Origin of the sequence: Streptomyces bobili (assembly GCF_002154575.1) — a bacterium.
GTDB lineage: Bacteria > Actinomycetota > Actinomycetes > Streptomycetales > Streptomycetaceae > Streptomyces > Streptomyces bobili.
Map to the genome: position 1 here is coordinate 1 of NZ_MUBA01000201.1, position 26821 is coordinate 26821.

Here is a 26821-nt window from a genome sequence, read left to right on the forward strand (position 1 = left end):
CGTGCCGCGCCCGCTCCCGGCCTCCTACGCCGCCGGGAGCTGGGCCAGCAGGAGGGTCACGTCGTCGTTGTGGCTCTCCGGGTCCGGCAGCAGACCCGCGAGCACCCGGTCGGCCGCCTTCTCCAGACAGGGCGCGTCGGCGAACAACTCCTCCAGCAGCACCGTGAGTTCGCCGATGCGCAGCTCTATGTCGCTGCCCGGCGTCTCGATGAGGCCGTCCGTGTACAGCACCAGGGTCGCCCCCGGGGGTATCTTCGCGCGGGCCTGCGCGAACGGGGCGTCGCCGACTCCGAGCGGCATGTTGACCGGGCAGTCGAGCGCCCGCACGCCCTTCCCGGCCCCGGCGACCAGGACCGGCAGATGACCCGCCGAGCAGATCGTCACCGTGCCCGTGTCCGGGGTGATGACCAGATAGCAGCAGGTGACGAGCTGATCGGGCACGTCCAGGTCGGCGACGCAGGTGTCCAGCGCCCGCATCAGCTGCCGCGGCTGCATGCCGGTCTTCGCCAGCGCGTGCGCGGCGGAGCGCAGTTGGCCCATCACGGCGGCGGCCTCCAGGCCGCGCCCCATCACATCGCCTATCAGCACGCCCACCCGCCCGGCGCCGAGCGGCACCAGGTCGAACCAGTCGCCGCCCACCCCGGCGCCCTGGGTTGCGGGCCGGTAGCGGCTGGCGGTGGGCAGACCGGGCAGCGCGGGCGGGGTGCCCATCAGGCTGCGCTGGAGGGTGAGGGCGATGTGCCGCTGCTGCTCGTACAGCTCGGTCAGTTCGGCCTGGGCCCGCTTGCGGTCGCTGATGTCCCGCACGATCGCGCACGCCCCGACCACCGCGCCGTGGGTGTCCCGGGTCGGCCACAGCGTCACGTCCACGTCCAGCAGCGCACCGGCGCTGGTGACCCTCAGCGTCTCGAAGTGTTCCACCTTCCGGCCCCGCCGCAGCCGCCGCAGCAGGGCTCTGACCTCGCCGCGCAGCTCGGGCGGGGCCAGCAGGGAGACGTGCCGTCCGATGGCCTCGTCGGCGGTGTAGCCGTACAGGCGCTGCGCCGCCGCGTTCCAGTAGGTGACGTACCCGTCGAGGGTGTGGGCGAGGATGGCGTCCTGCGAGGACTCCACGAGGGCGGCCAGTTCGTTGATGCGGGCCTCGGCGGCCTTGCGGTCGGAGACGTCGCGGACCGCCGCCGACACCAGCAGCCCGTCCGCTGTCTCCAGGGGACTGAGGCTGATCTCGACCGGGAACTCGGTGCCGTCCTTGCGCAGCCCGAGCAGTTCGAGGCCGGCGCCCATGGGCCGGACCTGGCGGTTGGCCGTATAGCCGCCGCGGTGGGCGATGTGCTGGTCGCGGAAGCGGTGCGGCAGCAGCAGGTCGACCGGGTGGCCGAGGAGCTCCTCGCGGCGGTAGCCGAACAGGACCTCCGTCTGGGCGTTGACGAGACGGACGGTGCCCCGGTCGTCGACGATGACCATGGCGTCCGGCGCCGCCTCCAGCAGCCCCCGGAACCGCTCCTCCGCTCCGGACGGAGCCTTCTCACGGACGGGGCCGCGGCAGCCGTACCGCAGTTCCGCCGGTTCCGCCTGCACCAAGTCGGCCATGATCCACCTCACTTTGCGCGACGATTCAGGCCATCACAGCGCCTCCACACCCGCTCCGCTCCGGGATGTCGCTTACTGACCGTTCACGGCCGAAGCTGGCCGATCACCGTCCGGGTGTGTCCCGGCGACCGCTCGGGTCGTACGCCGCTCTCGAAACGCGTGGTATGGGGCGATTTCATCCGCCGTCGCGGCAGCAGGGACGGGTTCGGGTCAGGAATCGAGAAGCGCAGGTCCCCGGTCGGCGCATAGCGTGAGAGCGACGCCGACGGAGACCGCGAAGGCCGGCCCGCACGACCGATGGAGACAGCTGATGAGCACCGCGAAGAGGGCGGCCGACCGGCCGGCCACGCCGCACGCCGCCGACACCCACGACGTGATCCGTGTGCACAGCGCGCGCGTGAACAACCTCAAGGACGTCAGTGTCGAGATCCCCAAGCGGCGGCTGACCGTGTTCACGGGTGTCTCCGGCTCGGGCAAGAGCTCACTGGTGTTCAACACCATCGCCGCCGAGTCCCAGCGGCTGATCAACGAGACGTACAGCGCCTTCGTGCAGGGCTTCATGCCGACGCTGGCGCGGCCCGACGTCGACGTCCTCGACGGGCTGACGACCGCGATCATCGTCGACCAGCAGCGGATGGGCTCCGACCCCCGCTCCACCGTCGGCACCGCGACCGACGCCAACGCGATGCTGCGGATCCTCTTCAGCCGGCTGGGCGATCCGCACATCGGCCCGCCCAGCGCCTACTCCTTCAACACCGCCTCGGTGCGGGCCAGCGGTGGCATCACCGTCGAGCGCGGCACCAAGAAGACCGTGAAGGCGACCTACAGCCGGACCGGCGGCATGTGCGTCCGCTGCGAGGGCCGGGGCACGGTCTCCGACATCGACCTCACCCAGCTCTACGACGCCGGCAAGTCGCTGAACGAGGACGCGCTCACGATCCCCGGCTACAGCATGGACGGCTGGTACGGCCGCATCTTCCGAGGCTGCGGCTTCTTCGACCCGGACAAGCCGATCCGCGAGTACACCAAGAGCGAACTGCACGACCTCCTCCACAAGGAGCCGACCAAGATCAAGGTCGAGGGCGTCAACCTGACGTACGAAGGCCTGATCCCGAAGATCCAGAAGTCGATGCTCGCCAAGGACGTCGACGCGCTCCAGCCGCACGTGCGCGCCTTCGTGGAACGGGCGATGACGTTCTCCGTCTGCCCCGATTGCGACGGCACCCGGCTCAGCGAGGGCGCCCGCTCCTCGAAGATCGACAAGATCAGCATCGCCGACGCCTGCGCGATGCAGATCACCGACCTGGCCGAATGGGTCCGCACGCTCGACGAGCCGTCGGTGGCGCCACTGCTCACGGCGTTGCGCCAGACCCTCGACTCCTTCGCGGAGATCGGCCTCGGCTACCTCTCGCTCGACCGGCCCGCGGGCTCGCTGTCGGGCGGTGAGTCGCAGCGCGTCAAGATGATCCGCCACCTCGGCTCCTCGCTCACCGACGTCACCTACGTCTTCGACGAGCCCACCGCAGGCCTGCATCCCCACGACATCCGGCGGATGAACGACCTGCTGCTGCGGCTGCGGGACAAGGGCAACACCGTGCTCGTCGTGGAGCACAAGCCGCAGACGATCGCGATCGCCGACCACATCGTCGACCTCGGCCCCGGCGCCGGTACGGCGGGCGGCACGGTCTGCTACGAGGGCACCGTGGAAGGGCTGCGGGCCGCGGACACCGTCACCGGCCGCCATCTCGACGACCGGGCCGCCCTGAAGGACTCCGTGCGCAAGCGCACGGGGGCACTGGAGATCCGCGGCGCGACGGCGCACAACCTCCAGGGCGTCGACGTGGACATCCCGCTCGGTGTGCTCGCCGTCGTCACCGGGGTCGCCGGTTCCGGCAAGAGTTCACTCGTGCACGGGTCGATCCCCGCCGGCGCGGGCGTGGTGTCCGTCGACCAGAGCCCGATCCGGGGCTCGCGGCGCAGCAACCCGGCGACCTACACCGGACTGCTCGACCCGATCCGCAAGGCGTTCGCCAAGGCCAACGGCGTGAAGCCGGCCCTGTTCAGCGCCAACTCCGAGGGCGCCTGTCCCACCTGCAACGGCGCGGGCGTCGTCTACACCGACCTGGCGATGATGGCCGGCGTGGCCACCACCTGCGAGGACTGCGAGGGCAAGCGGTTCCAGGCGGCGGTGCTCGACTACCACCTCGGCGGCCGGGACATCAGCGAGGTGCTCGCGATGCCGGTGGCCAGGGCCGAGGAGTTCTTCGGCTCCGGCGAGGCGCACACCCCCGCCGCGCAGCGCATCCTCGGCCGGCTCGCCGACGTCGGGCTCGGCTACCTGACCCTCGGCCAGCCGCTCACCACCCTCTCCGGCGGCGAGCGGCAGCGGCTCAAGCTGGCGACCCACATGGGCGACAAGGGCGGCGTCTACGTACTCGACGAACCGACCACCGGTCTTCACCTCGCCGACGTCGAGCAACTGCTCGGCCTGCTGGACCGGCTGGTGGACTCCGGCAAGTCGGTCGTCGTGGTCGAACATCACCTGGCGGTCATGGCCCACGCCGACTGGATCATCGACCTCGGCCCCGGCGCCGGTCACGACGGCGGCCGGATCGTCTTCGAGGGCACCCCGGCCGACCTCGTCGCCGCCCGCTCGACCCTCACGGGCGAACACCTCGCGGAGTACGTGGGCGGCTGACGCCGTCGGCGCCGTGTGGTTCTGCCGACGGCTCGGCCCCGCGCCGCCTCGGACGCCAGGGGCCGGGCACCGGCCCGGCCCTTGGCAGACGTGGACGTGGGCGCGCTACACCCGGTCGCCCTTCGGCTTGCCCCGCTGATCCGGGGTGCCGTGCGGCGGCGGACCGAACGGCTGCGCAGAGGTCGCCGGGGACACCGGGGATCCGGAGCGCCCCGTGGACTGCTCGGGGCGCAGGGCACTCGGGTCGCCCGAGGTCGGCTCGGCGCCCGCCGCCAGCTGTTCCAGGCGGGACGTCAGGACCTCGGTCACCGGGAGACGGTCGGCGTGCGTCCGTTCGTAGGCGAGCAGTTCCTCGACCTCCCCGGCGGTGAGCGACCGTACGCGGCTCTCCAGGCCGCCGATGGGCAGGTGGTCGTAGTCGGGCAGGGGCAGGGTGCTGCGGCCTTCGTCGGCCATGGATCTCACTCCGTTCGCGATGGCCTGGGGCGGTGGGCGCTGGTGCGTGAGGGCGGGCGGGTCTCAGTGGCCGCCCAGCCCGCCCCCGCCGAACGATCCGCTGCTGCCCGGACTCCAGCGCCGCCGCTCCTTGGACGTGCTCGGCCGGGTCTGCATGTTGGTCAGTTCGTACGGGGTGAGGGCGCGGCCCCCCTTCGGCATCCGTGGGACCTCGTCGGGCTCCCGGTATTCGCGGACCTCGTGCACGGGTCCGTCCGGGGGCAGCTGCGGCTGCTCGTCGGGACGCGGCCGGGGCAGCTCGCGCTGCTTGATGCGTGCGCCCAGCCAGAAGCTGCCGGCCAGGACGGCCACGAGGACCACGCCGACCACGAACATGGCCACGCTGAGCAGGCCGCTCGACGCGGCCACCTGCATGCTTGCGCTACTCATATCAGGCGAATACCCCACCAATCAGTCGCGAACCGCCCGGCGGTACCTGTCGCTCTCCGTGCCTGGTCCGCGCCTGCCGGGCGTGCTGGGGGAGTTTGGCGGGGCCCGTCGCGGCTACTCGCGTTGTGTGACTTCGACGACATCCCAACAGGAACTCTTCCGGTTCCTGGAGGACCGCTTCGCATGCGCCCAGGCCTGCACCGAGTGTGCGCGGGCCTGCGCGCTGCGCGCGAGCCTCGTGGATCCGGACGGAACCGAACAGCAGGAGTTCGTGCGGCGCAAGGGGATCATGTGCGCGGAGGTCTGCGACGCGACCTGCCGTGTGCTGTCCGAGGACAACCGGGTGGACGAGGCCGGCATCCGGGTCCAGGTGGAGTGGTGCCGCACCATCTGTCTGGAGACCGCGCACGTCTTCGAGCGGCATCCCGGCGCCGAGGACAGCGCGGCCGCCTGCCGCGCGTGTGCTCGGGCGTGCACGGACTTCCTCGAGACGCTGGACTGAGGTGGTGGCCGCGACAGCCGGTCCGTCACGCCGACCGGTGACCGGCATTCCCAATTTCTGAAACACGTTCTACGGTGTGCGCCGTCAGGAGACCGGCCTTGGAAAGCCAGGAGGCGCCGTGCACCTCGACCACACGCCCGAGCAGTTGCGGCTGCGCACCGAACTGCGCGCCTACTTCGCCGAGCTGGTACCGGACAACGCGTACGCGCGGCACGCCGACCCGGCCGCCGCGAAACGCTTCTACCGCGAGACCGTCCGCCGGCTCGGCGCGGACGGCTGGCTGGGCGTCGGCTGGCCGAAGGAGTACGGCGGGCGCGGACTGACGCCGACCGAGCAGTTCGTCTTCTTCGACGAGGCCGCCCAGGCCGGCGTGCCGCTGCCGCTCATGGCGCTCAACACCGTCGGCCCGACGATCATGCGGTACGGCACGGACGAGCAGAAGGCGTACTTCCTCCCGAAGATCCTCGCCGGCGAGATCGACTTCGCCATCGGCTACAGCGAACCCGACGCGGGCACCGACCTCGCCGCCCTGCGGACGCGCGCGGTGCGGGACGGGGACACGTACGTGGTCAACGGCCAGAAGATCTGGACGACGAACGGCGACACCGCCGACTGGGTGTGGCTCGCCGTGCGCACCGACCCCGACGCCCCGCCCCACAAGGGCATCACCATGCTGCTGGTGCCGACCACCGACCCCGGCTACTCCTGCACCCTCATCCGCACGCTCGCCTCGCACGACACCACCGCCAGCTACTACGAGAACGTGCGCGTTCCCGTCACCCACCGCGTCGGTGCCGAGAACCAGGGCTGGCGGCTGATCACCAACCAGCTCAACCACGAACGCGTGACACTGGCCGCCCACGGCACCATGGCCATCCGCGCCCTGCACGACGTCCAGCGCTGGGCGACCGGGACCAAACTCGCCGACGGCCGCCGTGTCGTCGACCTCCCCTGGGTCCGCCGCCTCCTCGCCCGCACCCACGTGAAACTGGACGCCCTCAAGCTCCTCAACTGGCAGATGGTCGCCGCCCTGCAGAACGGCACCCTCACCCCGCAGGACGCCTCCGCCGTCAAGGTCTACGGCTCCGAGGCCCGCCGCGACGCCTACGCCTGGCTGCTGGAGGTCGTCGCCGCCCCCGGCGCCCTCCAGGAAGGCTCGGCGGGCGCAGTCCTGCACGGCGAACTCGAACGCGGCTACCGCTCCGCCGTGATCTTCACCTTCGGCGGCGGCAACAACGAGATCCAGCGGGAGATCATCTCCTGGATCGGCCTGGGGATGCCGCGGGTGCGGCGTTAGCCGGCGGCTCGGCGGCCCTGTCGCGCCGGTGCGCCGGGACCGGCGGCGAACGTCGGCTCGGCGTCGTGCGGCCCCGCTCGAACGACCGGTCGCCCGGGTTCAGGACTCCAGGAACTCCAGCGCCCTCGGCACGAATGCCTCGTGGCACTGGAAGATTCCGCCGTGTCCGGCGTCCGGGTAGAGGGGGACGAGTTGGCCGCGGGGCAGGCGTGCGGCCAGGTCGAGTGTGTTCGGGCTGGGCACCATCCGGTCGTGCTCACCGTTGGCCACGAGGACCGGCTGGCGAATGGCCGACAGATCGGACGGTGCCTGGCGGCCCCATCGCCTGATGGCCTTCAACTGGGCGCGGAACGACGACAGCGAGATCTCCTTGTCGCGGTCGTGCGCGCGCTCCTTGAGCCGTTCCAGGAAGGCGAGTCCGGCCCGCCGGCCGTCCGCGGTCCCGGTGAAGAAGAGCGAGAGCTTGGGATCCTGGCGGGTGAGAGCGCCCTTGAGCGTGGCCTGGATGCTGAGTGCGGGGACCTTCTCGATACCGGGACCCCCGGCGGGGCCCGTGCCCGCGAGGATGACCTTGCGGATCAGGCGCGGTTCCTCCGCCGCGACGACCTGTGCGACGAAGCCGCCCATCGACAGTCCCAGCAGATCGACCTGGTCGAACCCGAGGGCTCGCACGAACAGCACCGCGTCGCGCGCCATCGCCTCGATCGTGTCCGGCGTCGAACCGCTCGATCCGCCCACCCCGCGATTGTCGAAGGCGATGACCCGACGGCGTGCGGCGAGTCCGTCGACGACGCGCGGGTCCCAGTTGTCCAGCACACCGGCCAGGTGGATCAGCAGGATCAGCGGCACGCCCTCCCGGGGGCCCAGCTCCCGGTAGGAGAAGGTCTCGCCACGAACGGACACGGAGCGGGTCGGCGCGTTCTGGTACGACGACGTCGCCGGGGAGGGGGAGGGGGAATTGCGGGGCGTGTTCATGCTCAGATCCTTCGGTGGAAGGGGCGGGCGCGGGGTCGCGCGGGGAAGCCTCCCGCGCGTCGGTGTGCCTTCCCTCACCGCATGAATGCGAGGGCGTTCTCGACACCTTGCTCAAGGATGTCGTCGGCGAACTCTCGGTCGGACAGGGCGCGAGACAACTGCAAGGTGCCCACCATCATGGTGTACAGCCCGATGGCCTTGCCGCGAGCGGACTGCGGGTCCTCGGGCGTCAGGCGGGCCGCGATCTCCTCGATGACGGTCCGCGCGCCGTCGGTGTAGGCCTGCTTGGTCGCCTCTCCACAACGGCCGATCTCGTCGAGCAGTGCGGCGGAGGGGCATCCGGCGCCGGGGTGGTCCCGGTGCTCGGGCGACAGGTATTCGCGGATGAGGTCCTCGAGTCCCGGACGGCCGGGCCGCACGGTGTCGTACGTCGAGAGCTGCTTGTGCAGTTCGGCGGCCACGACATGGGCGACGAGGTCGTCCTTGGACGTGAAGTGGGCGTAGAAGGCTCCGTTGGTGAGCCCGGCGTCCGACATCAGCGTGGAGATGCCCGAGCCGTCGATGCCGTCCTGCTTGAACCGGTGGCCGGCCTTGTCGATGATGCGCTGCCGCGTCACCTGCTTGTGCTCCTTGGCGTAACGCACCACGAGCCTTCTCCATTCACTCTGTACGGACGTTTCCTGGTGACCAGGCTAATCCATCACCTGACATACATAATATTACGACCGAAAGGTGACCTCGCGGCGGACCGGTGACGGGTGACCTGTGGCCGGGCGGCCATGAGGTCCGCGGGTGATGCCTCAGCTCCGGCGGCGGGCGCCGGGTCCCAGGCGGGCGGTGACGTCGCGGGGGGTGACCGTGGAGTGTTCGGCGGAGCACTCGACGACGACGCGGACCGGGGCGTCGCACTCGGTGTGGCGGACGTCGAGCAGCGGCCCCTCGGGTCCGAGGGTGTACGTCTCGCCCCACTGGGTGAGCGCCATCAGTACGGGCCACAGGTCCCAGCCCTTGCGGGTCAGCCGGTACTCGTTGCGGGGGCGGCTGCCCGGCTCCTGGTAGGGAGTCGTCCTGAGGATGCCGGCCGCGGTCAGCTTGCGCAGGCGGTCGCTGAGGACGGCCTCCGACAGGCCGATATGGCGGTGGAAGTCGTCGAAGCGGCGGACCCCGTTGACCGCGTCCCGAAGGATCAGCAGTATCCACTTCTCTCCGACCACGTCGAGCGTGCGCTGGACGGGGCAGTTCTCCGTGCTCGCCTCAAGCCACTCCATCCCCCCATCGTAAGGGCCTGGCTTCTTCATTGACAGTCAGGTGGCCGCACAGCTAGCTTCACTTGTAAAAGTCAGATGGGAAGGCGCCGGTCGTGGGACGAACACGTACGTATCAATGGGAAGATCCCGCGATCCTCGCGGAGGCCGCGGGACGCATGGCCGGCATCGACTTCCTGCGTGAGCTGCAGGCGGGGCGGCTGCCGGGACCGCCCATCAACTACGCCATCGACTTCGCCCTGGACGAGGTGGAGCCCGGCAGGGCGGTCTTCTCGCTGACGCCGGCGGAGGAGCACTACAACCCGATCGGCAGCGTGCACGGCGGCATCTTCGCCACCCTGCTCGACTCGGCGGCGGGCTGCGCCGTCCAGTCCATGCTCCCGCAGGGCATGGCGTACACCTCGCTCGACCTGACGGTGAAGTTCCTGCGCCGCATCACGGTGGAGACGGGCACGGTGCGCGCCATCGGCACGGTGGTCAACAAGGGCCGCCAGACGGCTCTGGCCCAGGCGCAGCTGTTCGACGCGAAGGACCGCCTGCTCGCGCACGCCACCAGCAGCTGCATGCTCTTCCCGGTGCCTTCCGCTCAACGGTGAGCATGGGTGACCGTGCCACGCACGGTCCTGGGCGGGATCCTGCCCGAGCGGGTCCGGGGCGGGGCCGCCACCACCATGAGGCAGATGTGCGGTGAGCGGGCGTGTCGCCCCCGCGCAGCCCTGGCCCGTCCTGATCGCCCCGTGCTACGAAGAACCATGCCTGCACACGAGGGAGACCCCAAACGTCACGCCTACGACGTCGTCATCGTCGGCGGTGGTCACAACGGGCTGGTCGCCGCCGCCTATCTGGCGCGGGCCGGGCACTCCGTGCTGGTGCTGGAGCGGCTGGACCACACCGGGGGTGCCGCCGTCTCCACCCGGCCGTTCACCGGGGTGGACGCCCGGTTGTCGCGTTACTCGTACCTGGTCAGCCTGCTGCCGTCGAAGATCGTGCGGGATCTCGGGCTGGACTTCCGCGTCCAGCGGCGCACCATCTCGTCGTACACGCCGGTGGAGCGTGACGGGCGGGCGACCGGGCTGCTCGTGGGCGGGGGCGAGGCGCGTACCCGGCAGGCGTTCGCGCGGCTGACCGGCGGGGAGCGGGAGTACGCGGCCTGGCAGCGCTTCTACGGCATGACCGGGCGCCTCGCCGAGCGGGTCTTCCCCACGCTCACCGAACCGCTGCCCACCCGCGAGGAGCTGCGCCGGCGCGTCGACGACGAGGAGGCCTGGCGGGCGCTCTTCGAGGAGCCCGTCGGCGTCGCCGTCGAGGAGCACTTCACGGACGACCTGGTGCGGGGCGTCGTCCTGACCGACGCGCTGATCGGCACCTTCGCCGACGCCCACGATCCCTCCCTCAGACAGAACCGCTGCCTCCTCTACCACGTGATCGGCGGCGGCACCGGCGCCTGGGACGTGCCCGTCGGCGGGATGGGCGCCCTGACGGACGCCCTGGCCGACGCCGCCCGGAGCGCCGGCGCCGTTCTCGCCACCGGGCACGAGGCCGTGCGGATCGACACCGACGGCCGTGGCGCCGAGGTCACGTATCGCACCGCCGACGGCGAGGGCGTCGCCGCCACCCGGCACGTCCTCGTCAACGCCTCCCCGCAAGCGCTCGCCGCCCTCACCGGCGACGCCCCGCCGGCCCCCGCCGAGGGCGCGCAGCTCAAGGTGAACATGCTGCTGGAGCGGCTACCCCGGCTGCGTGACACCTCCGTCGACCCGCGCGAGGCCTTCGCCGGCACCTTCCACATCGCCGAGGGCTACGCCCAACTGGCCACCGCCCACGCCCAGGCCGCGGCCGGCGAACTGCCCGCCGCCCCGCCGTCCGAGATCTACTGCCACTCCCTGACCGACCCGACGATCCTCGGCCCGGACCTGGTCGAGCGGGGCTGCCAGACACTGACCCTGTTCGGTCTGCACACCCCCGCCCGGCTCTTCGCACCGGACAACGACGCCGTACGCGAGGACCTCCTCAAGGCCACCCTCGCCCAACTGGACGCGCACCTCGCCGAGCCGCTCGCCGACTGCCTGGCCACCGACGCCGACGGCCGCCCCTGCATCGAGGCGAAGACCCCGCTGGACCTGGAACGCGACCTCGGCCTGCCCGGCGGCAACATCTTCCACCGCGACCTGGCCTGGCCGTACGCGCAGGACGGCGTCGGCCGCTGGGGCGTCGAGACCCCGCACGCCAATGTGCTGCTGTGCGGCGCCGGCGCGGTGCGCGGGGGAGGGGTCAGCGGGGTGCCGGGGCACAACGCGGCGATGGCCGTGCTGGAGGAGCTCGCGGGGTGAGGCCGGCCGGTACCCGTCAGGACCGCATGCCCCCGTCCACCCGCAGCACCGTCCCGGTGACATAGGACGCGCGGTCGCTCAGCAGCCACGCCGCGGCCTCGGCGACCTCCGAGGGGTGGGCGCCGCGGCCCAGCGGGGTCTGGGCGTTGAGCCGGCCGACGATGCCCGGAGAGGCCTGCTCCCACGCGTCGATCATCTCGGTCATCGTCGTGCCGGGAGCGATCGCGTTGACGCGGATGCCCTCCGGGCCGTACGTCATCGCCGCCGACGCGGTGAGACTGTTCAGCGCGCGCTTCGCCGCCCCGTACGCCGGGAGGGCGGGGTTGCCCATGAGGCTGCCGACGCTGGAGGTGTTCACGATGGCCCCGCTGCCGGCGGTGGCCCGGATGGCGGCGATCTCCGCGTTCATGGCCACCCACGGGCCCTTGAGGTTGACCGCGAGGACGTGGTCGAACTCGTCCTCCGCGAGCTCGTCCATCGGGCCGGGCCGCTGGATCGTCGCCGCGTTGTTGAAGGCCACGTCGAGCCTGCCGTACAGCTCCACGGCCCGCTCGACGGCGGCGCGGACGCTCGCCGGGTCCGCCAGGTCGCAGGCGACGTGGTCGGCGGTGCCGCCCGCGGCCCGGATCTCCTCGCTCACCGCCTTGAGCTGGCTCTCCGTGCGGGCCGCGAGCAGCACCAGGGCGCCCTCCCGGGCGAACAGCCGTGCCGCCGCGGCGCCGATGCCGCGCCCCGCTCCGGTGATGAAGGCGACCTTGCCGGCGAGCAACCCCGCGGTGGTCGTGCCGGTCGTGCCGTCGGTCATGTGCGTTGCGTTCGTCATGCCGACGAGCCTGCTCCAGGGCTCCGGTCCCATCCAGGCACCGCCGGTACCTGGCTGGGCCGCCCGGCCCCGCGCACACTGGACGCGTGGACCGACGAGAGCTGGCCGAATTCCTGCGCACCCGACGCGAGCGCATCACCCCCGCCGACGTGGGGCTTCCCGCCGGGCAGCGCCGTCGCACACCGGGCCTTCGCCGCGAGGAGGTCGCGCAGCTGGCGTACATCTCCACCGAGTACTACACGCGCCTGGAGCAGGCCCGTGGCCCGCACCCGTCCCGCGAGGTACTCGCCCAACTCGCCCGCGCCCTACGTCTGTCGGACGCGGAGCGCGACCATCTGCACCACCTCGCGGGCACCCCGCAGGGACCGCCGCCGGGCCCTTCGCGCGAGGTGCGGCAGAGCATCGTCGACCTGCTGCACCGGCTGCCGCAGGCCGCGGCGTTCGTGCTGTCGGCGACCTACGAGGTCATCGCCTGGAACGACCTGGCCGCCGCCCTCATGGAGGACTTCTCCGCCCTGTCGCGCCGCGACCGCAACGTCGTCCGCCGGGCCTTCCTGCCGCAGCCGGACGGCCGGCGGCTGTACAGCGTGTCCGACGCCGACGAGTTCGCCCGTACCGCGGCCCAGCATCTGCGTGCCGCCGCCGCCCGCTACCCCGACGACCCGGAGCTGACCGAGCTGATCGCCGAACTCCTCGACGGGAGCGAGGAGTTCGCCCGGCTGTGGGCGGCTCACGAGGTGGCTGCCCGGCCCACCCTCTGCAAGACCTTCGACCATCCCCTCGTGGGCCCCGTCTCCGTCAACTGCGACGTCCTGGACATCACCGACCGGGACCAGCGGGTCGTCATCTACACGGCCGCCCCCGGCTCGCCGTCGGAGCAGGCGCTCCGGCTGCTGTCCGTCATCGGCACCCAGCGGATGGACGTCGCCCGCTGAACGGCTCGCGGACCGAGGTAATCTGACGGAGTATCAGAAAAGGGCTTCCGTCGTCCGGGCCGCTGCGGCATCCTGCGCCCATGCAGACGGAGCTGAGCAACCAACTCGGAGTCGAGCACGCCGTCTTCGGCTTCACGCCGTTCCCCGCGGTGGCCGCGGCCATCAGCCGCGCCGGCGGTTTCGGCGTGCTCGGCGCGGTCCGCTACACCGCCCCCGACGATCTCCGGCGCGACCTCGACTGGATCGAGGCGCACGTCGACGGCAGGCCGTACGGCCTCGACGTCGTCATGCCCGCGAAGAAGGTGGAGGGCCCGAAGAATCACACGCTGAGCGAGGCCGACGTCGAGGCGATGATCCCCGAAGGACACCGGCAGTTCGTGCGGGACACCCTCGCCAAGCACGGCGTGCCCGAACTGGCCGACGGCGAGGCCTCCGGCTGGCGCATCACCGGCTGGATGGAGCAGGTCGCCCGCGGTCAGCTCGACGTCGCCTTCGACTACCCGATCCGGCTGCTGGCCAACGCCCTCGGCTCCCCGCCCGCCGACGTGGTGGCCCGCGCCCACGATCAAGGAGTGCTGGTCGCCGCGCTCGCGGGCAGCGCCCGGCACGCGCTGAAACACCGGGACGCGGGCATCGACATCGTCGTCGCCCAGGGCTACGAGGCCGGCGGACACACCGGCGAGATCGCCTCCATGGTGCTCACCCCCGAGGTCGTGGACGCCGTAGCCCCCATGCCGGTACTGGCCGCCGGCGGCATCGGCAGCGGACGGCAGATCGCCGCCGCCCTCGCCCTCGGCGCCCAGGGCGTATGGCTCGGCTCCCTCTGGCTGACCACCGCCGAGGCCGACCTGCATTCGTCCGCCCTGACCCGCAAACTCCTCGCGGCCGGCTCGGGCGACACCGTCCGCTCCCGCGCCCTCACCGGGAAACCCGCCCGCCAGCTCCGTACCGAATGGACCGACGCCTGGGACGACCCGGACGGCCCCGGCACGCTCCCGATGCCCCTCCAGGGACTGCTCGTCGCCGACGCCGTCTCACGGATCCAGAAGTACGAGGTCGACCCCCTCCTCGGCACCCCCGTCGGGCAGATCGTCGGCCGGATGAACGAGGTCCGCAGCGTCCGGGCCGTCTTCGACGACCTCACCCGCGGCTTCGAGCGGGCCGTCGACCGCGTCAACCGCATCGCAGGAAGGAGCGGCCAGTGACGACCGCACCCCCCACCGGCTTCTGGGCCCAGGCCACCGAGGACCCCGGCCGTACGGTGATGATCGCGCCGGACGGAGAGGAGTGGACCGCCGGACGCCTGCACGCCGCCGCCAACCGTCTCGTCCACGGTCTGCGCGCCGCCGGGATGGAGCGCGGCGACGCCTTCGCCGTCGTCCTGCCCAATTCACCCGAGTTCTTCACCGCCTACCTGGCCGCCACCCAGGCCGGCTTCTACCTCGTCCCCGTCAACCACCATCTCGTCGGCCCCGAGATCGCCTGGATCGTCTCCGACTCCGGAGCGAAGGTCCTCCTCGCCCACGAGCGCTTCGCCGACCAGGCCCGCCGGGCCGCCGACGAGGCCGCCCTCCCCGCCACCCACCGGTACGCCGTCGGCGAGGTCCCCGGCTTCCGGCCGTACCCCGAACTCCTCGCCGGACAACCGGAGTCCGCGCCCACCGACCGCACCCTCGGCTGGGTCATGAACTACACCTCCGGTACGACCGGACGCCCGCGCGGCATCCGGCGCCCGCTGCCCGGCAAGCCGCCCGAGGAGGCGTATCTCGGCGGCTTCCTCGGCATCTTCGGGATCAGGCCCGCGGACGGCAACGTGCACCTGGTCTGCTCGCCGCTCTACCACACGGCCGTGCTCCAGTTCGCGGGCGCGTCCCTGCACATCGGCCACCGGCTGGTCCTGATGGACAAGTGGACCCCGCAGGAGATGCTCCGCCTGATCGACGGACACCGGTGCACGCACACCCACATGGTCCCGACCCAGTTCCACCGCCTCCTCGCCCTCCCCGACGACGTGAAGGCCCGCTACGACGTCACCTCCATGCGGCACGCCATCCACGGCGCCGCGCCCTGCCCGGACCATGTGAAGCGGGCGATGATCGAGTGGTGGGGCGAGTGCGTGGAGGAGTACTACGCGGCCAGCGAGGGCGGCGGTGCCTTCGCCACGGCCGAGGACTGGCTGAAGAAGCCCGGCACGGTCGGCAAGGCCTGGCCCATCAGCGAACTCGCCGTCTTCGACGACGACGGCGACCGGCTGCCGCCCGGTGAACTCGGCACCGTCTACATGAAGATGAGCACGGGCGGCTTCAGCTATCACAAGGACGAGGCGAAGACCCGCAAGAACCGCATCGGCGACTTCTTCACCGTCGGCGACCTCGGCTGCCTCGACGAGGACGGCTACCTGTTCCTGCGCGACCGCAAGATCGACCTGATCATCTCCGGCGGCGTCAACATCTACCCCGCGGAGATCGAGTCCGCCCTGCTCGCGCACCCCGCCGTCGCCGACGCCGCAGCCTTCGGCATCCCGCACGACGACTGGGGCGAGGAGGTGCGGGCCGTCGTCGAACCGGCCCCCGGCCACGAGCCCGGCCCCGGACTCGCCGCCGACCTCCTCGCCCACTGCGCCGACCGGCTGGCCGGCTACAAGCGGCCCCGCAGCATCGACTTCATCGCCGAGATGCCCCGCGACCCCAACGGCAAGCTGTACAAACGGCGACTGCGCGAGCCGTACTGGGAGGGCCGCAGCAGGCCGGTGTGAGGGTCACCGCGCGACAATCCCGCCGTGCCCGGCGAGGTGGCCCGTCCCGGCCGGGCATGCCGCCTGACTTGACCTGCCAGGGTGGCCCGCCGAGGATCATGTGCCATGACGCCCGGACACGGCAGCACCGTCGACGGGGTGCTGCGCCGCAGCGCCCGACGCACCCCCGCCCGCGTCGCGGTGGAGTACCGCGACCGCACCTGGACCTACGAGGAACTCGACGAGGCAGTCTCCCGCGCGGCGGGCGTCCTGCTCGGCCAGGGCCTCGTCCCCGGTGACCGGGTCGGCGCCTACGGCCACAACTCCGACGCCTACCTCGTCGCGTTCCTCGCCTGCGCCCGCGCCGGCCTGGTCCACGTCCCCGTCAACCAGAACCTCACCGGCGACGACCTCGCGTACCTCGTCGGCCAGTCGGGCAGCACCCTGGTCCTCACCGACCCCGACCTCGCAGGCCGCCTCCCCGACGCCGTTCGGACGCTGCCGCTGCGCGACGCCGACGACTCGCTGCTCGCCCTGCTGGCCGACGCCCCCGCCCACGACGGCCCCGAGCCGCGCGGCGAGGATCTGGTCCAGCTCCTGTACACCTCCGGTACGACGGCCGAGCCCAAGGGCGCGATGATGACCCACCGCGCCCTGGTCCACGAGTACCTCAGCGCGATCACCGCCCTCGACCTGAGCGCGGGCGACCGCCCCGCGCACTCGCTCCCGCTGTACCACTCGGCGCAGATGCACGTCTTCCTGCTGCCGTACCTGGCCGTGGGCGCCACCAACGTCATCCTCGACGCGCCCGACGGCGACCGGCTGTTCGACCTGATCGAGGCCGGCCGTGTCGACAGCCTCTTCGCCCCGCCCACCGTGTGGATCGGCCTCGCCAACCGGCCCGACTTCGACAGCCGCGACCTGGGCGGGCTGCGCAAGGCGTACTACGGGGCGTCGATCATGCCGGTCCCCGTCCTGGAACGACTGCGCGAACGCCTGCCGAAGCTCGCCTTCTACAACTGCTTCGGACAGAGCGAGATCGGTCCCCTCGCCACCGTCCTGGCCCCCGACGAGCACAAGGGCCGCATGGACTCCTGCGGGCGCACCGTCCTGTTCGTCGACGCCCGCGTGGTCGACGAGAACGGCGCGGACGTGCCCGACGGCACGGCCGGCGAAATCGTCTACCGCTCCCCGCAGTTGTGCGAGGGCTACTGGGACAAGCCCGAGGAGACCGCCGAGGCCTTCCGCGACGGCTGGTTCCACTCCGGCGACCTCGCCGTGCGCGACGCCCACGGCTACTTCACGATCGTCGACCGGGTGAAGGACGTCATCAACTCCGGCGGCGTACTGGTCGCTTCGCGCCAGGTCGAGGACGCCCTCTACACGCACGAGGCAGTCGCCGAGGCCGCCGTGATCGGCCTGCCCGACGAGAAGTGGATCGAGGCCGTCACCGCGGTCGTCGTCCCCCGCGGCGAGGTCACGGAGGACGAACTCGTCGCCCACGCCCGCGAGAAGCTCCCCGCGTTCAAGGCGCCCAAGCGGGTCGTCTTCGTGGAGGCACTCCCGCGCAACGCCAGCGGGAAGATCCTCAAGCGGGAACTGCGGGACCGCCTCTCCGACGGATAGCGCGGTCGCCGGCCTTCTCCGCCTACCCGCGCGGACGCAGATCCACGATCCGCCGGATCTTGCCCACCGACCGCTCCAGCGACTCCGGGTCCACGACCTCGACGGCGACCGAGACGCCGACACCGTCCTTCACGGCCGCGGCGATCGCACGGGCGGCCGTGTCGCGGTCCTCCGGCGTGGCGTCCGGGCGGGCCTCGGCACGGACCGTGAGGGCGTCGAGGCGGCCCTCGCGGGTCAGCCGCAGCTGGAAGTGCGGGGCGACGCCCGGTGTGCGCAGCACGATCTCCTCGATCTGGGTGGGGAAGAGATTCACCCCGCGCAGGATGACCATGTCGTCACTGCGCCCGGTCACCTTCCGCATCCGCCGGAACACCCGTGCCGTGCCCGGCAGCAACCGGGTCAGGTCCCGCGTCCGGTACCGGATCACGGGCATCGCCTCCTTGGTGAGCGAGGTGAACACCAGCTCGCCCTCCTCGCCCTCCGGCAGCACCGCGCCCGTGAGCGGATCGACGATCTCCGGGTAGAAGTGGTCCTCCCAGATGTGCAGCCCGTCCTTGGTCTCCACGCACTCCTGGGCCACGCCGGGGCCGATCACCTCCGACAGCCCGTATATGTCGACCGCGTCGATCGCGAACCGCTCCTCGATCTCCCGGCGCATCGCCTCCGTCCACGGCTCGGCGCCGAAGATCCCCACCCGCAGCGAGGTGCCGCGCGGATCGACGCCCTGCCGCTCGAACTCGTCGAGCAGGGTGAGCATGTAGGACGGGGTCACCATGATGATCCCCGGCTTCAGGTCCTGGATCAGCTGCACCTGACGCGACGTCATGCCGCCGGACGCGGGGACGACCGTACAGCCGAGCCGTTCGGCACCGTAGTGGGCGCCCAGGCCGCCGGTGAACAGGCCGTATCCGTACGCCACATGGACCGTGTCACCGGGACGGCCGCCCGCCGCCCGGATCGAACGGGCCACCATGTCGGCCCACAGGGACAGGTCGTTCTCCGTGTAGCCGACGACCGTCGGGCGGCCGGTGGTGCCGCTGGAGGCATGGATCCGGCGGACCCGCTCGCGCGGCACGGCGAACATGCCGTACGGGTAGTTCTCGCGCAGGTCCGCCTTGGTGGTGAAGGGGAACCGGGCGAGGTCGGCGAGTTCGCGGCAGTCGTCGGGGTGGACACCCGCCTTGTCGAACGCCGCCCGGTAGAACGGGACATGGGCGTACGCGTGCCGCAACGAGGCCCGCAGCCGCTCCCGTTGCAGCGCGCGCAGTTCATCCAGGCCGAGCCGCTCGCCCTCGTCCCGCGGGTCCGTCGCATCCAGCACGGAAGCCTCCCTCGCCGACTGTGCCACCTGCGCCAATCGTGTCAATCATGTCAATTCGGACGACCGATCATTCGGTAGCCGCCCCACGGATCATTGATCCAGACGTACGCCGGTGAGGCAAGGGCCCCGGCCGCACTTTCCGGACCCTCCGTGACACCGTTGCGTCCGGACCCGCCCGGCGCCGAGGATCTGCGCATGCCGATCTTCACCGCGCCCGACGGAACCACCCTCGCCTATCACGTCCGGGGCGAGGGCCAGCCCCTCGTCGTCCTGCCCGGCGGGCCCATGCGGGCCTCGGAGTACCTGGGCGATCTCGGCGGCCTCGGCGCCCATCGCCGCCTGATCCTGTTGGACCTGCGCGGCACCGGCGCCTCCGCCGCCCCCGCCGACCCGGCGACGTACCGCTGCGACCGGCAGGTCGAGGACGTCGAAGCGCTCCGCGCCCACCTGGGCCTGGACCGGATGGACCTCCTCGCGCACTCGGCGGGCGCCAGTCTCGCGATGCTGTACGCGGCCCGCCACCCCCGCCGCCTGTCCCGGCTGCTGCTCGTCACCGCCATCCCGTGGGCGCTCGGCCGGACCGCCACACCCGAGGAGCGGCTCGCCGCGGCGCGCCTGCGTGAGGCCGAGCCGTGGTTCACGGCGGCCTTCCCCGTGTTCGAGGCATGGGTGACCGGAGAGGCCGGGGACGACATCGACTTCGAGGCCGTCGACGCCTTCTTCTACGGCCGCTGGGACGACACCGCACGCGCTCACGCGGCCGCCGCCGACGGGCAGACCAACGACGACGCGGCGGACCGCTTCCACGACCCCGCCGCCTACGACCCGCCCGCCCTGCGGGCCGCCCTCGCCCACGTCGACGCCCCGGTGCTGGTGCTCGCCGGTGAGAGGGACGGCGGTCCCCGGCCCGAACCGGCCCGGCTCGTCGCCGACGCCTTCCCGCACGCCGAGTTCGCCGTGCAGGCCGGGGCCGGCCACTACCCGTGGCTGGACGACCCGAAGTCGTTCACCGCCCGCACCGAGTCGTTTCTGGCGGCACCGGCGCTCCCGTGACCGGCACCGGCGTACGTCCGTCGCCGACGGGGCAGGGCAGGCAGCCCCGCCTCATCCGTCCGCCGCCACCGCCACGTCCCGCGCCCACCGGTAGTCCGCCTTGCCGCTCGGCGAACGGCGGACGGACTCCGTGATCACCAGCTGGCGCGGGATCTTGTACCCGGCGAGGCGCGTACGGCAGTGGGTCTGGATGTCGTCCAGGGAGGGTTGCCGCGCGCCCGTGCGCAACTGGACCACCGCGGCCACGTGGCTGCCCCAGGTCGCGTCCGGCACCCCCGCCACCAGGGCGTCGTACACGTCCGGATGCGCCTTGAGGGCCTGCTCGACCTCCTCGGGGTACACCTTCTCGCCGCCGGTGTTGATGCACTGCGAGCCCCGGCCCAGGACGATCACCACCCCGTCCCCGTCGACGGTGGCCATGTCGCCGAGCAGCACCCAGCGCTCGCCGTCCTTCTCGAAGAAGGTCTCGGCGGTTTTCGCCGGGTCGTTGTAGTAGCCGAGGGGGACATGGCCGCGCTGGGCGACCCGGCCGACCTCGCCCGCCGATACCGGCTCGTGCGTGACCGGATCCACCACGCGGGTACGGGAGTTGACGCGCACGCGGAAGCCGCGCTCGGGTCCCGAGTCGTCCGTCGCCGTGCCGTTGAAGCCGGACTCCGAGGAACCGAAGTTGTTGAGCAGCATCGCGTTCGGCAGGAGCGCCCGGAACTGGCCGCGCACCGTGTCCGACATGATCGCCCCCGAGGAGGAGACGCTGAACACCGACGAGCAGTCCGTGCCCCTCAACGGGCCCTGGAGCGCGTCGATCAGAGGCCGCAGCATCGCGTCGCCCACCAGGGAGATGCTGGTGACCTTCTCCTTCGCCACGGTGCGCAGCACCTCCTCGGGCACGAACTTGCGGTGCACGACCACACGTTGGCCGAAGTAGAAGCCGATGAAGGCCGTCAGGGTGGACGTGCCGTGCATCAGCGGGGGAGTGGGGAAGAAGGTGATCCCCGACCCGCCGGCCGCAACCCGTTCCGCCAGCTCCTCCGGCTTCTTCACCGGCTCCCCGGTCGGCGCGCCGCCTCCCAACCCGGCGAAGAACAGATCTTCCTGACGCCACATCACTCCCTTGGGAAGGCCGGTGGTGCCGCCCGTGTAGATGATGAACTGATCGTCGGCCGACCGTGCGGGGAACCCGCGCCCGGCGGAGCCGCCGGCTTCGGCCTCCGCGAAGGGAACGGCCGCGAGGGGCGCGTCCGGGGCAGCTGCGTCCGGGCTGGACGCGTCCGGGCCGGAGACATCCGGACCCGACGCCTTCGGCCCCACCCCCACCCGGATCAGGTGCCGCAGCTCCGGAACCTGTGGCAGAGCCCCCGCCACCCGCTCCGAGAACTCCGTGTCGAAGACCAGGGCGACCAGATCCGCGTCCCGGTAGAGGTAGACCAACTCCTCCTCGACATACCGGTAGTTGACGTTGACGGGCACGATCCGCGCCTTGAGGCAGCCGAGCACGGTCTGCAGGTACTCGACCCCGTTGTAGAGGTGCAGCCCGAGATGCTCGCCGGGACGCACACCGCTGTCGAGGAGGTGATGGCCGATCCGGTTGGCCGCCGTGTCCAGCTCGGCATACGTCAGCCGGCGTTCCGCGCCCGTCCCCGGATGATCGACGTACACCAGGGCCTCGCGGTCCGGCACCACGTCGACGACCGACTCGAACAGGTCGGCAAGGTTGTACTCCACCGTTCCTCCTGACCTCGGACCGGGCCTGCCTCTGCTGACGGTTGCCGGTCATCAGAGCAAAGGGCGCCCCAAGTGGGAAGGGCCCGCGCCAAGAAATCTGACTGTCTGTCAGAAAACCCTTGAAGTGCCATCCCCACTCCTGCAACCTGTTCTCGTTCTGGACGTGGCAGGCAGACGGGAGACGGCCGTGGGCGGTACGGAACACCTCACCGTGCGGCGCGAAGGCGCCACACTCGTGCTCACCCTCAACAGGCCGGAGGCGAAGAACGCGCTCTCACCGGCCATGCTCGTCGGCCTCCACGACGGCTGGATCGAGGCCGACGAGGACGACTCGGTCCGCTCCGTCGTGTTCACCGGCGCGGGCGGCACCTTCTGCTCCGGCATGGACCTCAAGGCCCTCGCCGGGAACGGCATGGCGGGCGAGCCGTACCGCGACCGGCTCAAGGCCGACCCCGACCTGCACTGGAAGGCGATGCTGCGCCACCACCGCCCCCGCAAACCCGTGATCGCCGCCGTCGAGGGCTACTGCGTCGCCGGCGGCACCGAGATGCTCCAGGGCACCGACATCCGCGTCGCCGGCGAATCCGCCACCTTCGGCCTCTTCGAGGTGCGCCGCGGACTGTTCCCGATCGGCGGCTCCACCGTCCGCCTGCCGCGCCAGATCCCGCGCACCCACGCCCTGGAGATGCTGCTCACCGGACGGCCGTACACCGCGCGCGAGGCCGCCGCCATCGGGCTCGTCGGCCATGTGGTCCCGGACGGCACGGCCCTGGAGAAGGCCCTGGAGATCGCCGAACGCGTCAACGCCTGCGGCCCGTTGGCCGTCGAGGCCGTGAAGGCGTCGGTGTACGAGACCGCGGGGATGACCGAGCCGGACGGCCTCGCCGCCGAACTCGAACGCGGCTGGCCGGTCTTCGCCACCGCCGACGCCAAGGAAGGCGCCCGCGCCTTCACCGAGAAGCGGCCACCTGTCTACAAGCGTGCCTAACCGAGGGAGTCCCCGTGCCCGAAGTCCTCAAAGCTCCCCTGGTCGTCGAGTTCCCCTTCACCCGCTCCCTCGGCCCGGTCCAGAGCGCCTTCCTGACCGGCCTGCGCGAACGCGTCGTCCTCGGCGTGCGCACCACCGACGGCCGCACCCTCGTCCCACCCGTGGAGTACGACCCGGTCACCGCCGAGGAGATCCGCGACCTCGTCGAGGTCGCCACCACCGGCACGGTCACCACCTGGGCCTGGAACCACGAGCCCCGCCGCGGCCAGCCCCTCGGCACCCCGTTCGCCTGGGTCCTCGTCCGCCTCGACGGCGCCGACACCGCCCTCCTGCACGCCCTCGACGCCCCCGGCCCCGACACCGTGCACACCGGCATGCGGGTCCGCGTCCGCTGGGCGGCGGACCGTGCCGGGGCCATCACCGACATCGCCTGCTTCGAACCGTACGACGGTGATCCGGCCCGACCGGCCGGCCACAGCGGCCGGTTCGAGGACCCGGTCACCGGCATCGTCGCCCCCGCCCGCCTCGACTACACCTACTCGCCCGGCCGCGCCCAGTCCGCCTACATCACCGCCCTCTCCGACCGGCGCACCGTCGGCGAACGCTGTCCCTCCTGCCGCAAGGTGTACGTCCCGCCCCGCGGCGCCTGCCCCACCTGCGGCGTCCCCACGGCCGAGCAGGTCGAGGTCGGCCCCCGCGGCACCGTCACCACCTTCTGCATCGTCAACATCAAGGCGCGCAACCTCGACATCGAGGTCCCCTACGTCTACGCCCACATCGCCCTCGACGGCGCCGACCTGGCCCTGCACGGCCGGATCGGCGGCATCCCCTACGACCAGGTGCGCATGGGACTGCGCGTCGAGCCCGTCTGGACCGAGGGCGCCCGCTACCCCGACCACTACCGGCCGACCGGCGAACCCGACGGGGACTACGACACCTACAGGGAGCTGCTGTGACTCGCCAGGCATCCGCGGGAATCCGGGACATCGCCGTCGTCGCCTTCGCCCAGACCGGCCACCGCCGCACCTCCGACGACCTGTCCGAGGTCGAGATGCTGATGCCCGTCCTGCACGAGGTCCTCGACCGCACCGGCCTGAAGACCTCCGACATCGGCTTCACCTGCTCCGGCTCCAGCGACTACCTCGCGGGCCGCGCCTTCTCCTTCACCCTCGCCCTGGACGGCGTCGGCGCCTGGCCGCCCATCTCCGAGTCCCACGTCGAGATGGACGGCGCCTGGGCGCTGTACGAGGCCTGGACGAAACTCCTCACCGGCGACGCCGACACCGCGCTCGTCTACGCCTACGGCAAGTCCTCGCCGGGCCCGCTCCGCGATGTCCTCACCCGCCAGCTCGACCCGTACTACGTGGCTCCCCTCTGGCCCGACTCCGTCGCCCTCGCCGCCCTCCAGGCGCAGGCCCTCATCGACGCGGGCGACACCGACGAGGCCGCCCTCGCCGCGATCGCCGCCCGCAGCCGGTCCGACGCCACCGCCAACCCCCACGCCCAGCTCCGCGGCCCGATCCCGCACGGCGAACCTCTCGTACGCCCGCTGCGCACCGGCGACTGCCCGCCCGTGGGCGACGGAGCCGCCGCCGTGATCCTCGCGGCCGGCGAACGGGCCCGCGAACTGTGCGCACGGCCCGCCTGGATCCGGGGCGTCGACCACCGCATCGAGGCCCACTCGCTGGGCGTGCGCGACCTCACCGACTCGCCCTCCGCCCGCCTGGCCGCCGAACGGGCCGGAGCCTTCGAACGGCCCGTCGACACAGCGGAGTTGCACGCCCCGTTCACCTCCCAGGAGGTCGTCCTGCGCAAGGCGCTGAAACTCGGCGACCACGTGCGGGTCAACCCCTCCGGCGGCGCCCTCGCCGCCAACCCGGTGATGGCCGCCGGGCTCGTCCGCGTGGGCGAGGCCGCCGCCCGCATCCACCGCGGCGAGTCCGACCGCGCCCTCGCCCACGCCACGTCCGGCCCGTGCCTGCAACAGAACCTGGTCGCCGTACTCGAAGGGGATCCGCGATGAGCAAGGAACCCGTGGCCGTCGTCGGGATCGGCCAGACCAAGCACGTCTCCGCCCGGCGGGACGTGTCGATCGCCGGCCTGGTGCGCGAGGCGGCCCGACGCGCCCTGGACGACGCCGAGTTGACCTGGGCCGACATCGACGCCGTGGTCATCGGCAAGGCGCCCGACTTCTTCGAGGGCGTCATGATGCCCGAGCTGTACCTCGCCGACGCCCTCGGCGCGGTCGGCAAGCCGATGCTGCGGGTCCACACCGCGGGCTCGGTCGGCGGATCGACGGCGCTGGTGGCCGCCAACCTGGTGGCCGCCCGCGTCCACGGCACCGTCCTGACGCTCGCCTTCGAAAAACAGTCCGAGTCCAACGCCATGTGGGGCCTGTCGCTGCCCATCCCCTTCCAACAGCCGCTGCTGGCGGGCGCGGGCGGATTCTTCGCCCCGCACGTGCGGGCGTACATGCGGCGCAGCGGCGCCCCCGACTCGATCGGCTCCCTCGTCGCGTACAAGGACCGCCGCAACGCACTCAAGAACCCCTACGCCCACCTCCACGAGCACGACATCACGCTGGAGAAGGTCCAGGCCTCGCCCATGCTGTGGGACCCGATCCGCTACTCGGAGACCTGCCCGTCCTCCGACGGCGCCTGCGCGATGATCCTCACCGACCGTGCGGGGGCGGCCCGTTCGCCCCGCCCGCCCGCCTGGATGCACGGCGGCGCCATGCGCAGCGAGCCGACCCTGTTCGCCGGGAAGGACGCCGTGTCCCCGCAGGCCGGGAAGGACTGCGCCGCCGACGTCTACCGGCAGGCCGGGATCTCCGACCCGCGCCGGGACATCGACGCCGTCGAGATGTACGTGCCGTTCTCCTGGTACGAGCCCATGTGGCTGGAGAACCTCGGCTTCGCCGCCGAGGGCGAGGGCTGGAAACTCACCGAGGCCGGCGCGACCGAGCTGGACGGGGACCTGCCCGTCAACATGTCGGGCGGTGTGCTGTCCACCAATCCCATCGGCGCCTCCGGCATGATCCGCTTCGCGGAGGCGGCCCTCCAGGTGCGCGGACAGGCCGGGGAACACCAGGTGGACGGGGCCCGCAGGGTCCTCGGGCACGCCTACGGCGGCGGCTCGCAGTTCTTCTCCATGTGGCTGGTGGGCGCGGCCCCGCCGCAGTCCTGAAAGGTCCCCCTCACGTGCTCTGTCGGCACCAGGGGCCGATCGCTAGGCTGGCCGCGGACGACGAGACCGGGAGGAGTACGGACGTGGCCGAGAGCACCATCCAGCAGCAGCCGTTCACGGGCTGGGACAAGCCGGAGCTGGACCTCAGCACCGCCGAGTGGCAGTCCAGCAGCCAAGGTCGGGGGGATGTCCAGATCGCCTTCGTCGAGGGATTCATCGCGATGCGCAACAGCGGCCGCCCCGAGAGCCCCTCCCTGATCTTCACGCCCGCCGAATGGGGCGCGTTCGTGTCGGGGGCACGTGAGGGGGAGTTCGACCTGACCTGAGGCCGCGGACCGCCGGACCGGCGGTGTCATCCCACATTTCCCGGACACGCGACCGGTGAGAGCCGGCCGGGGCCGATGCCTGAGCCAGGCTGGCCCCAGCATCACCCAGGTCGTATCTGTCGGAGGTGAGGACCATGAGCACCCTGCCGGTCGCCGTGGCGGTCGACGGTTCCGAGGACAGCCTGCGCGCCCTCGACTGGGCCGTGGACGCCGCACGCAGACGCGCAGCGGCACTCCGCGTGTGCCACGTACGCCACTACGCCGCGTGGACGCAGCCCGGCGCGCCCCTGATCATGCCCCCGCCCCCGGACGAGGACCCGGTCCTCACCGACGTCCGCGCCCGGCTGGAAGCGACCGAGGACGCCCCGGACGCCGAGTACGTCGGTCTCGACGGGGCCCCCGGCGCGCTGCTGCCCGAACTGGGCGCCGAGGCCGAACTGCTCGTGCTGGGCTCCCGTGGCCGGGGCGGCTTCGCCGGCCTGCTGCTCGGCTCCAACGGCATGACCGCCGCCCGCGACGCCGAATGCCCGGTCGTCATCGTGCCCCGGCCACGGGAGCCCAG

25 protein-coding genes are annotated in these 26821 nt (G+C 71.9%); 16 read left to right on the forward strand and 9 right to left on the reverse strand.

The genetic code is table 11. The features are described from left to right. Window positions 1-24: 24 nt before the first annotated feature. The gene (locus BZL64_RS40610) at window positions 25-1590 is read right to left on the reverse strand and encodes a PAS domain S-box protein (protein ID WP_425276053.1); all 1566 of its coding nucleotides are present in this window, start codon (window positions 1588-1590) and stop codon (window positions 25-27) included. A gap of 310 nt (window positions 1591-1900) precedes the next feature. Here BZL64_RS40610 and BZL64_RS17020 point away from each other — a divergent pair, with 310 nt between their 5' ends. Continuing rightward, the gene (locus BZL64_RS17020; protein WP_086770040.1) at window positions 1901-4288 is read left to right on the forward strand and encodes an ATP-binding cassette domain-containing protein; all 2388 of its coding nucleotides are present in this window, start codon (window positions 1901-1903) and stop codon (window positions 4286-4288) included. A 105-nt stretch (window positions 4289-4393) separates the two neighbouring features. Here BZL64_RS17020 and BZL64_RS17025 read toward each other — a convergent pair whose 3' ends face one another. Together BZL64_RS17025 and BZL64_RS17030 are read right to left on the reverse strand one after the other, a co-directional pair. Continuing rightward, window positions 4394-4744, reverse strand: coding sequence for a DUF8129 domain-containing protein (locus BZL64_RS17025; RefSeq protein ID WP_086770041.1), 351 nt, complete (start codon window positions 4742-4744; stop codon window positions 4394-4396). Window positions 4745-4807: 63 nt separating this feature from the next. Further along, on the reverse strand, window positions 4808-5173 hold the full coding sequence (locus tag BZL64_RS17030) for a DUF6479 family protein (protein ID WP_086770042.1): 366 nt from the start codon (window positions 5171-5173) through the stop codon (window positions 4808-4810). A 127-nt stretch (window positions 5174-5300) separates the two neighbouring features. On the opposite strand from BZL64_RS17030, the gene BZL64_RS17035 reads away from it, so the two are divergent. Together BZL64_RS17035 and BZL64_RS17040 are read left to right on the forward strand one after the other, a co-directional pair. Then, window positions 5301-5675, forward strand: a complete 375-nt coding sequence (locus tag BZL64_RS17035; RefSeq protein ID WP_086770043.1) for a four-helix bundle copper-binding protein — start codon at window positions 5301-5303, stop codon at window positions 5673-5675. Between the two features lie 118 nt (window positions 5676-5793). Continuing rightward, a complete protein-coding gene (locus BZL64_RS17040; RefSeq protein ID WP_086770044.1) occupies window positions 5794-6972 on the forward strand; it encodes an acyl-CoA dehydrogenase family protein in 1179 nt (392 codons plus the stop codon). Between the two features lie 99 nt (window positions 6973-7071). On the opposite strand, the gene BZL64_RS17045 is transcribed toward BZL64_RS17040, so the two are convergent. The 3 genes from BZL64_RS17045 to BZL64_RS17055 all read right to left on the reverse strand — a co-directional run bounded on the left by BZL64_RS17045 (window position 7072) and on the right by BZL64_RS17055 (window position 9215). After that, on the reverse strand, window positions 7072-7947 hold the full coding sequence (locus BZL64_RS17045; RefSeq protein WP_086770045.1) for an alpha/beta fold hydrolase: 876 nt from the start codon (window positions 7945-7947) through the stop codon (window positions 7072-7074). A 74-nt stretch (window positions 7948-8021) separates the two neighbouring features. Then, window positions 8022-8594 (reverse strand): TetR/AcrR family transcriptional regulator, encoded by a 573-nt coding sequence (locus tag BZL64_RS17050; protein WP_086770046.1) that lies wholly within the window; start codon window positions 8592-8594, stop codon window positions 8022-8024. A gap of 153 nt (window positions 8595-8747) precedes the next feature. Further along, on the reverse strand, window positions 8748-9215 hold the full coding sequence (locus BZL64_RS17055; RefSeq protein WP_086770047.1) for a winged helix-turn-helix transcriptional regulator: 468 nt from the start codon (window positions 9213-9215) through the stop codon (window positions 8748-8750). 92 nt (window positions 9216-9307) lie between these two features. Between BZL64_RS17055 and BZL64_RS17060 the strand changes: the two genes are divergently transcribed. Beyond that, window positions 9308-9808: a PaaI family thioesterase gene (locus BZL64_RS17060; RefSeq protein WP_086770048.1), complete on the forward strand. Its 501-nt coding sequence runs from the start codon at window positions 9308-9310 to the stop codon at window positions 9806-9808. 156 nt (window positions 9809-9964) lie between these two features. After that, window positions 9965-11542 (forward strand): phytoene desaturase family protein, encoded by a 1578-nt coding sequence (locus tag BZL64_RS17065; RefSeq protein ID WP_086770049.1) that lies wholly within the window; start codon window positions 9965-9967, stop codon window positions 11540-11542. Window positions 11543-11558: 16 nt separating this feature from the next. Here the strand turns inward: BZL64_RS17065 and BZL64_RS17070 are convergent, their stop codons facing one another. Then, window positions 11559-12365 (reverse strand): SDR family NAD(P)-dependent oxidoreductase, encoded by an 807-nt coding sequence (locus BZL64_RS17070; RefSeq protein ID WP_244205369.1) that lies wholly within the window; start codon window positions 12363-12365, stop codon window positions 11559-11561. 86 nt (window positions 12366-12451) lie between these two features. Between BZL64_RS17070 and BZL64_RS17075 the strand changes: the two genes are divergently transcribed. From BZL64_RS17075 to BZL64_RS17090, 4 genes are all read left to right on the forward strand, one after another. Continuing rightward, window positions 12452-13300, forward strand: a complete 849-nt coding sequence (locus BZL64_RS17075) for a helix-turn-helix transcriptional regulator (RefSeq protein WP_086770051.1) — start codon at window positions 12452-12454, stop codon at window positions 13298-13300. An 80-nt stretch (window positions 13301-13380) separates the two neighbouring features. Continuing rightward, window positions 13381-14505 (forward strand): NAD(P)H-dependent flavin oxidoreductase, encoded by a 1125-nt coding sequence (locus tag BZL64_RS17080; protein ID WP_086770052.1) that lies wholly within the window; start codon window positions 13381-13383, stop codon window positions 14503-14505. Further along, entirely contained in the window at window positions 14502-16055 is a 1554-nt protein-coding gene (locus tag BZL64_RS17085) for an acyl-CoA synthetase (protein WP_086770053.1), read from the forward strand. The genes BZL64_RS17080 and BZL64_RS17085 overlap by 4 nt, the downstream gene beginning before the upstream one ends. A 105-nt stretch (window positions 16056-16160) precedes the next feature. Further along, window positions 16161-17660, forward strand: a complete 1500-nt coding sequence (locus BZL64_RS17090; protein WP_086770054.1) for an acyl-CoA synthetase — start codon at window positions 16161-16163, stop codon at window positions 17658-17660. Window positions 17661-17682: 22 nt separating this feature from the next. On the opposite strand, the gene paaK is transcribed toward BZL64_RS17090, so the two are convergent. Further along, window positions 17683-18981, reverse strand: coding sequence for a phenylacetate--CoA ligase PaaK (gene paaK, locus BZL64_RS17095; RefSeq protein WP_086770055.1), 1299 nt, complete (start codon window positions 18979-18981; stop codon window positions 17683-17685). Window positions 18982-19176: 195 nt separating this feature from the next. On the opposite strand from paaK, the gene BZL64_RS17100 reads away from it, so the two are divergent. Beyond that, a complete protein-coding gene (locus BZL64_RS17100) occupies window positions 19177-20034 on the forward strand; it encodes an alpha/beta fold hydrolase (protein WP_086770056.1) in 858 nt (285 codons plus the stop codon). A gap of 51 nt (window positions 20035-20085) precedes the next feature. Here the strand turns inward: BZL64_RS17100 and BZL64_RS17105 are convergent, their stop codons facing one another. After that, window positions 20086-21759: an acyl-CoA synthetase gene (locus tag BZL64_RS17105; protein WP_086770057.1), complete on the reverse strand. Its 1674-nt coding sequence runs from the start codon at window positions 21757-21759 to the stop codon at window positions 20086-20088. 187 nt (window positions 21760-21946) lie between these two features. Here BZL64_RS17105 and BZL64_RS17110 point away from each other — a divergent pair, with 187 nt between their 5' ends. From BZL64_RS17110 to BZL64_RS17135, 6 genes are all read left to right on the forward strand, one after another. Further along, entirely contained in the window at window positions 21947-22747 is an 801-nt protein-coding gene (locus tag BZL64_RS17110; protein WP_086770058.1) for a crotonase/enoyl-CoA hydratase family protein, read from the forward strand. Window positions 22748-22761: 14 nt separating this feature from the next. Further along, entirely contained in the window at window positions 22762-23703 is a 942-nt protein-coding gene (locus BZL64_RS17115; protein WP_086770059.1) for a Zn-ribbon domain-containing OB-fold protein, read from the forward strand. After that, a complete protein-coding gene (locus tag BZL64_RS17120) occupies window positions 23700-24770 on the forward strand; it encodes a thiolase domain-containing protein (RefSeq protein ID WP_086770060.1) in 1071 nt (356 codons plus the stop codon). The genes BZL64_RS17115 and BZL64_RS17120 overlap by 4 nt, the downstream gene beginning before the upstream one ends. After that, window positions 24767-25933 carry a thiolase domain-containing protein gene (locus BZL64_RS17125; protein WP_086770061.1) on the forward strand — a complete coding sequence of 389 codons (1167 nt, stop codon included), beginning with the start codon at window positions 24767-24769 and terminating at the stop codon, window positions 25931-25933. The genes BZL64_RS17120 and BZL64_RS17125 overlap by 4 nt, the downstream gene beginning before the upstream one ends. A gap of 83 nt (window positions 25934-26016) precedes the next feature. Then, window positions 26017-26259: a DUF397 domain-containing protein gene (locus BZL64_RS17130; protein ID WP_086770063.1), complete on the forward strand. Its 243-nt coding sequence runs from the start codon at window positions 26017-26019 to the stop codon at window positions 26257-26259. A 134-nt stretch (window positions 26260-26393) separates the two neighbouring features. Continuing rightward, window positions 26394-26821 (forward strand): universal stress protein (locus tag BZL64_RS17135; protein WP_143663178.1); only part of this gene is annotated, 428 nt, incomplete at its 3' end.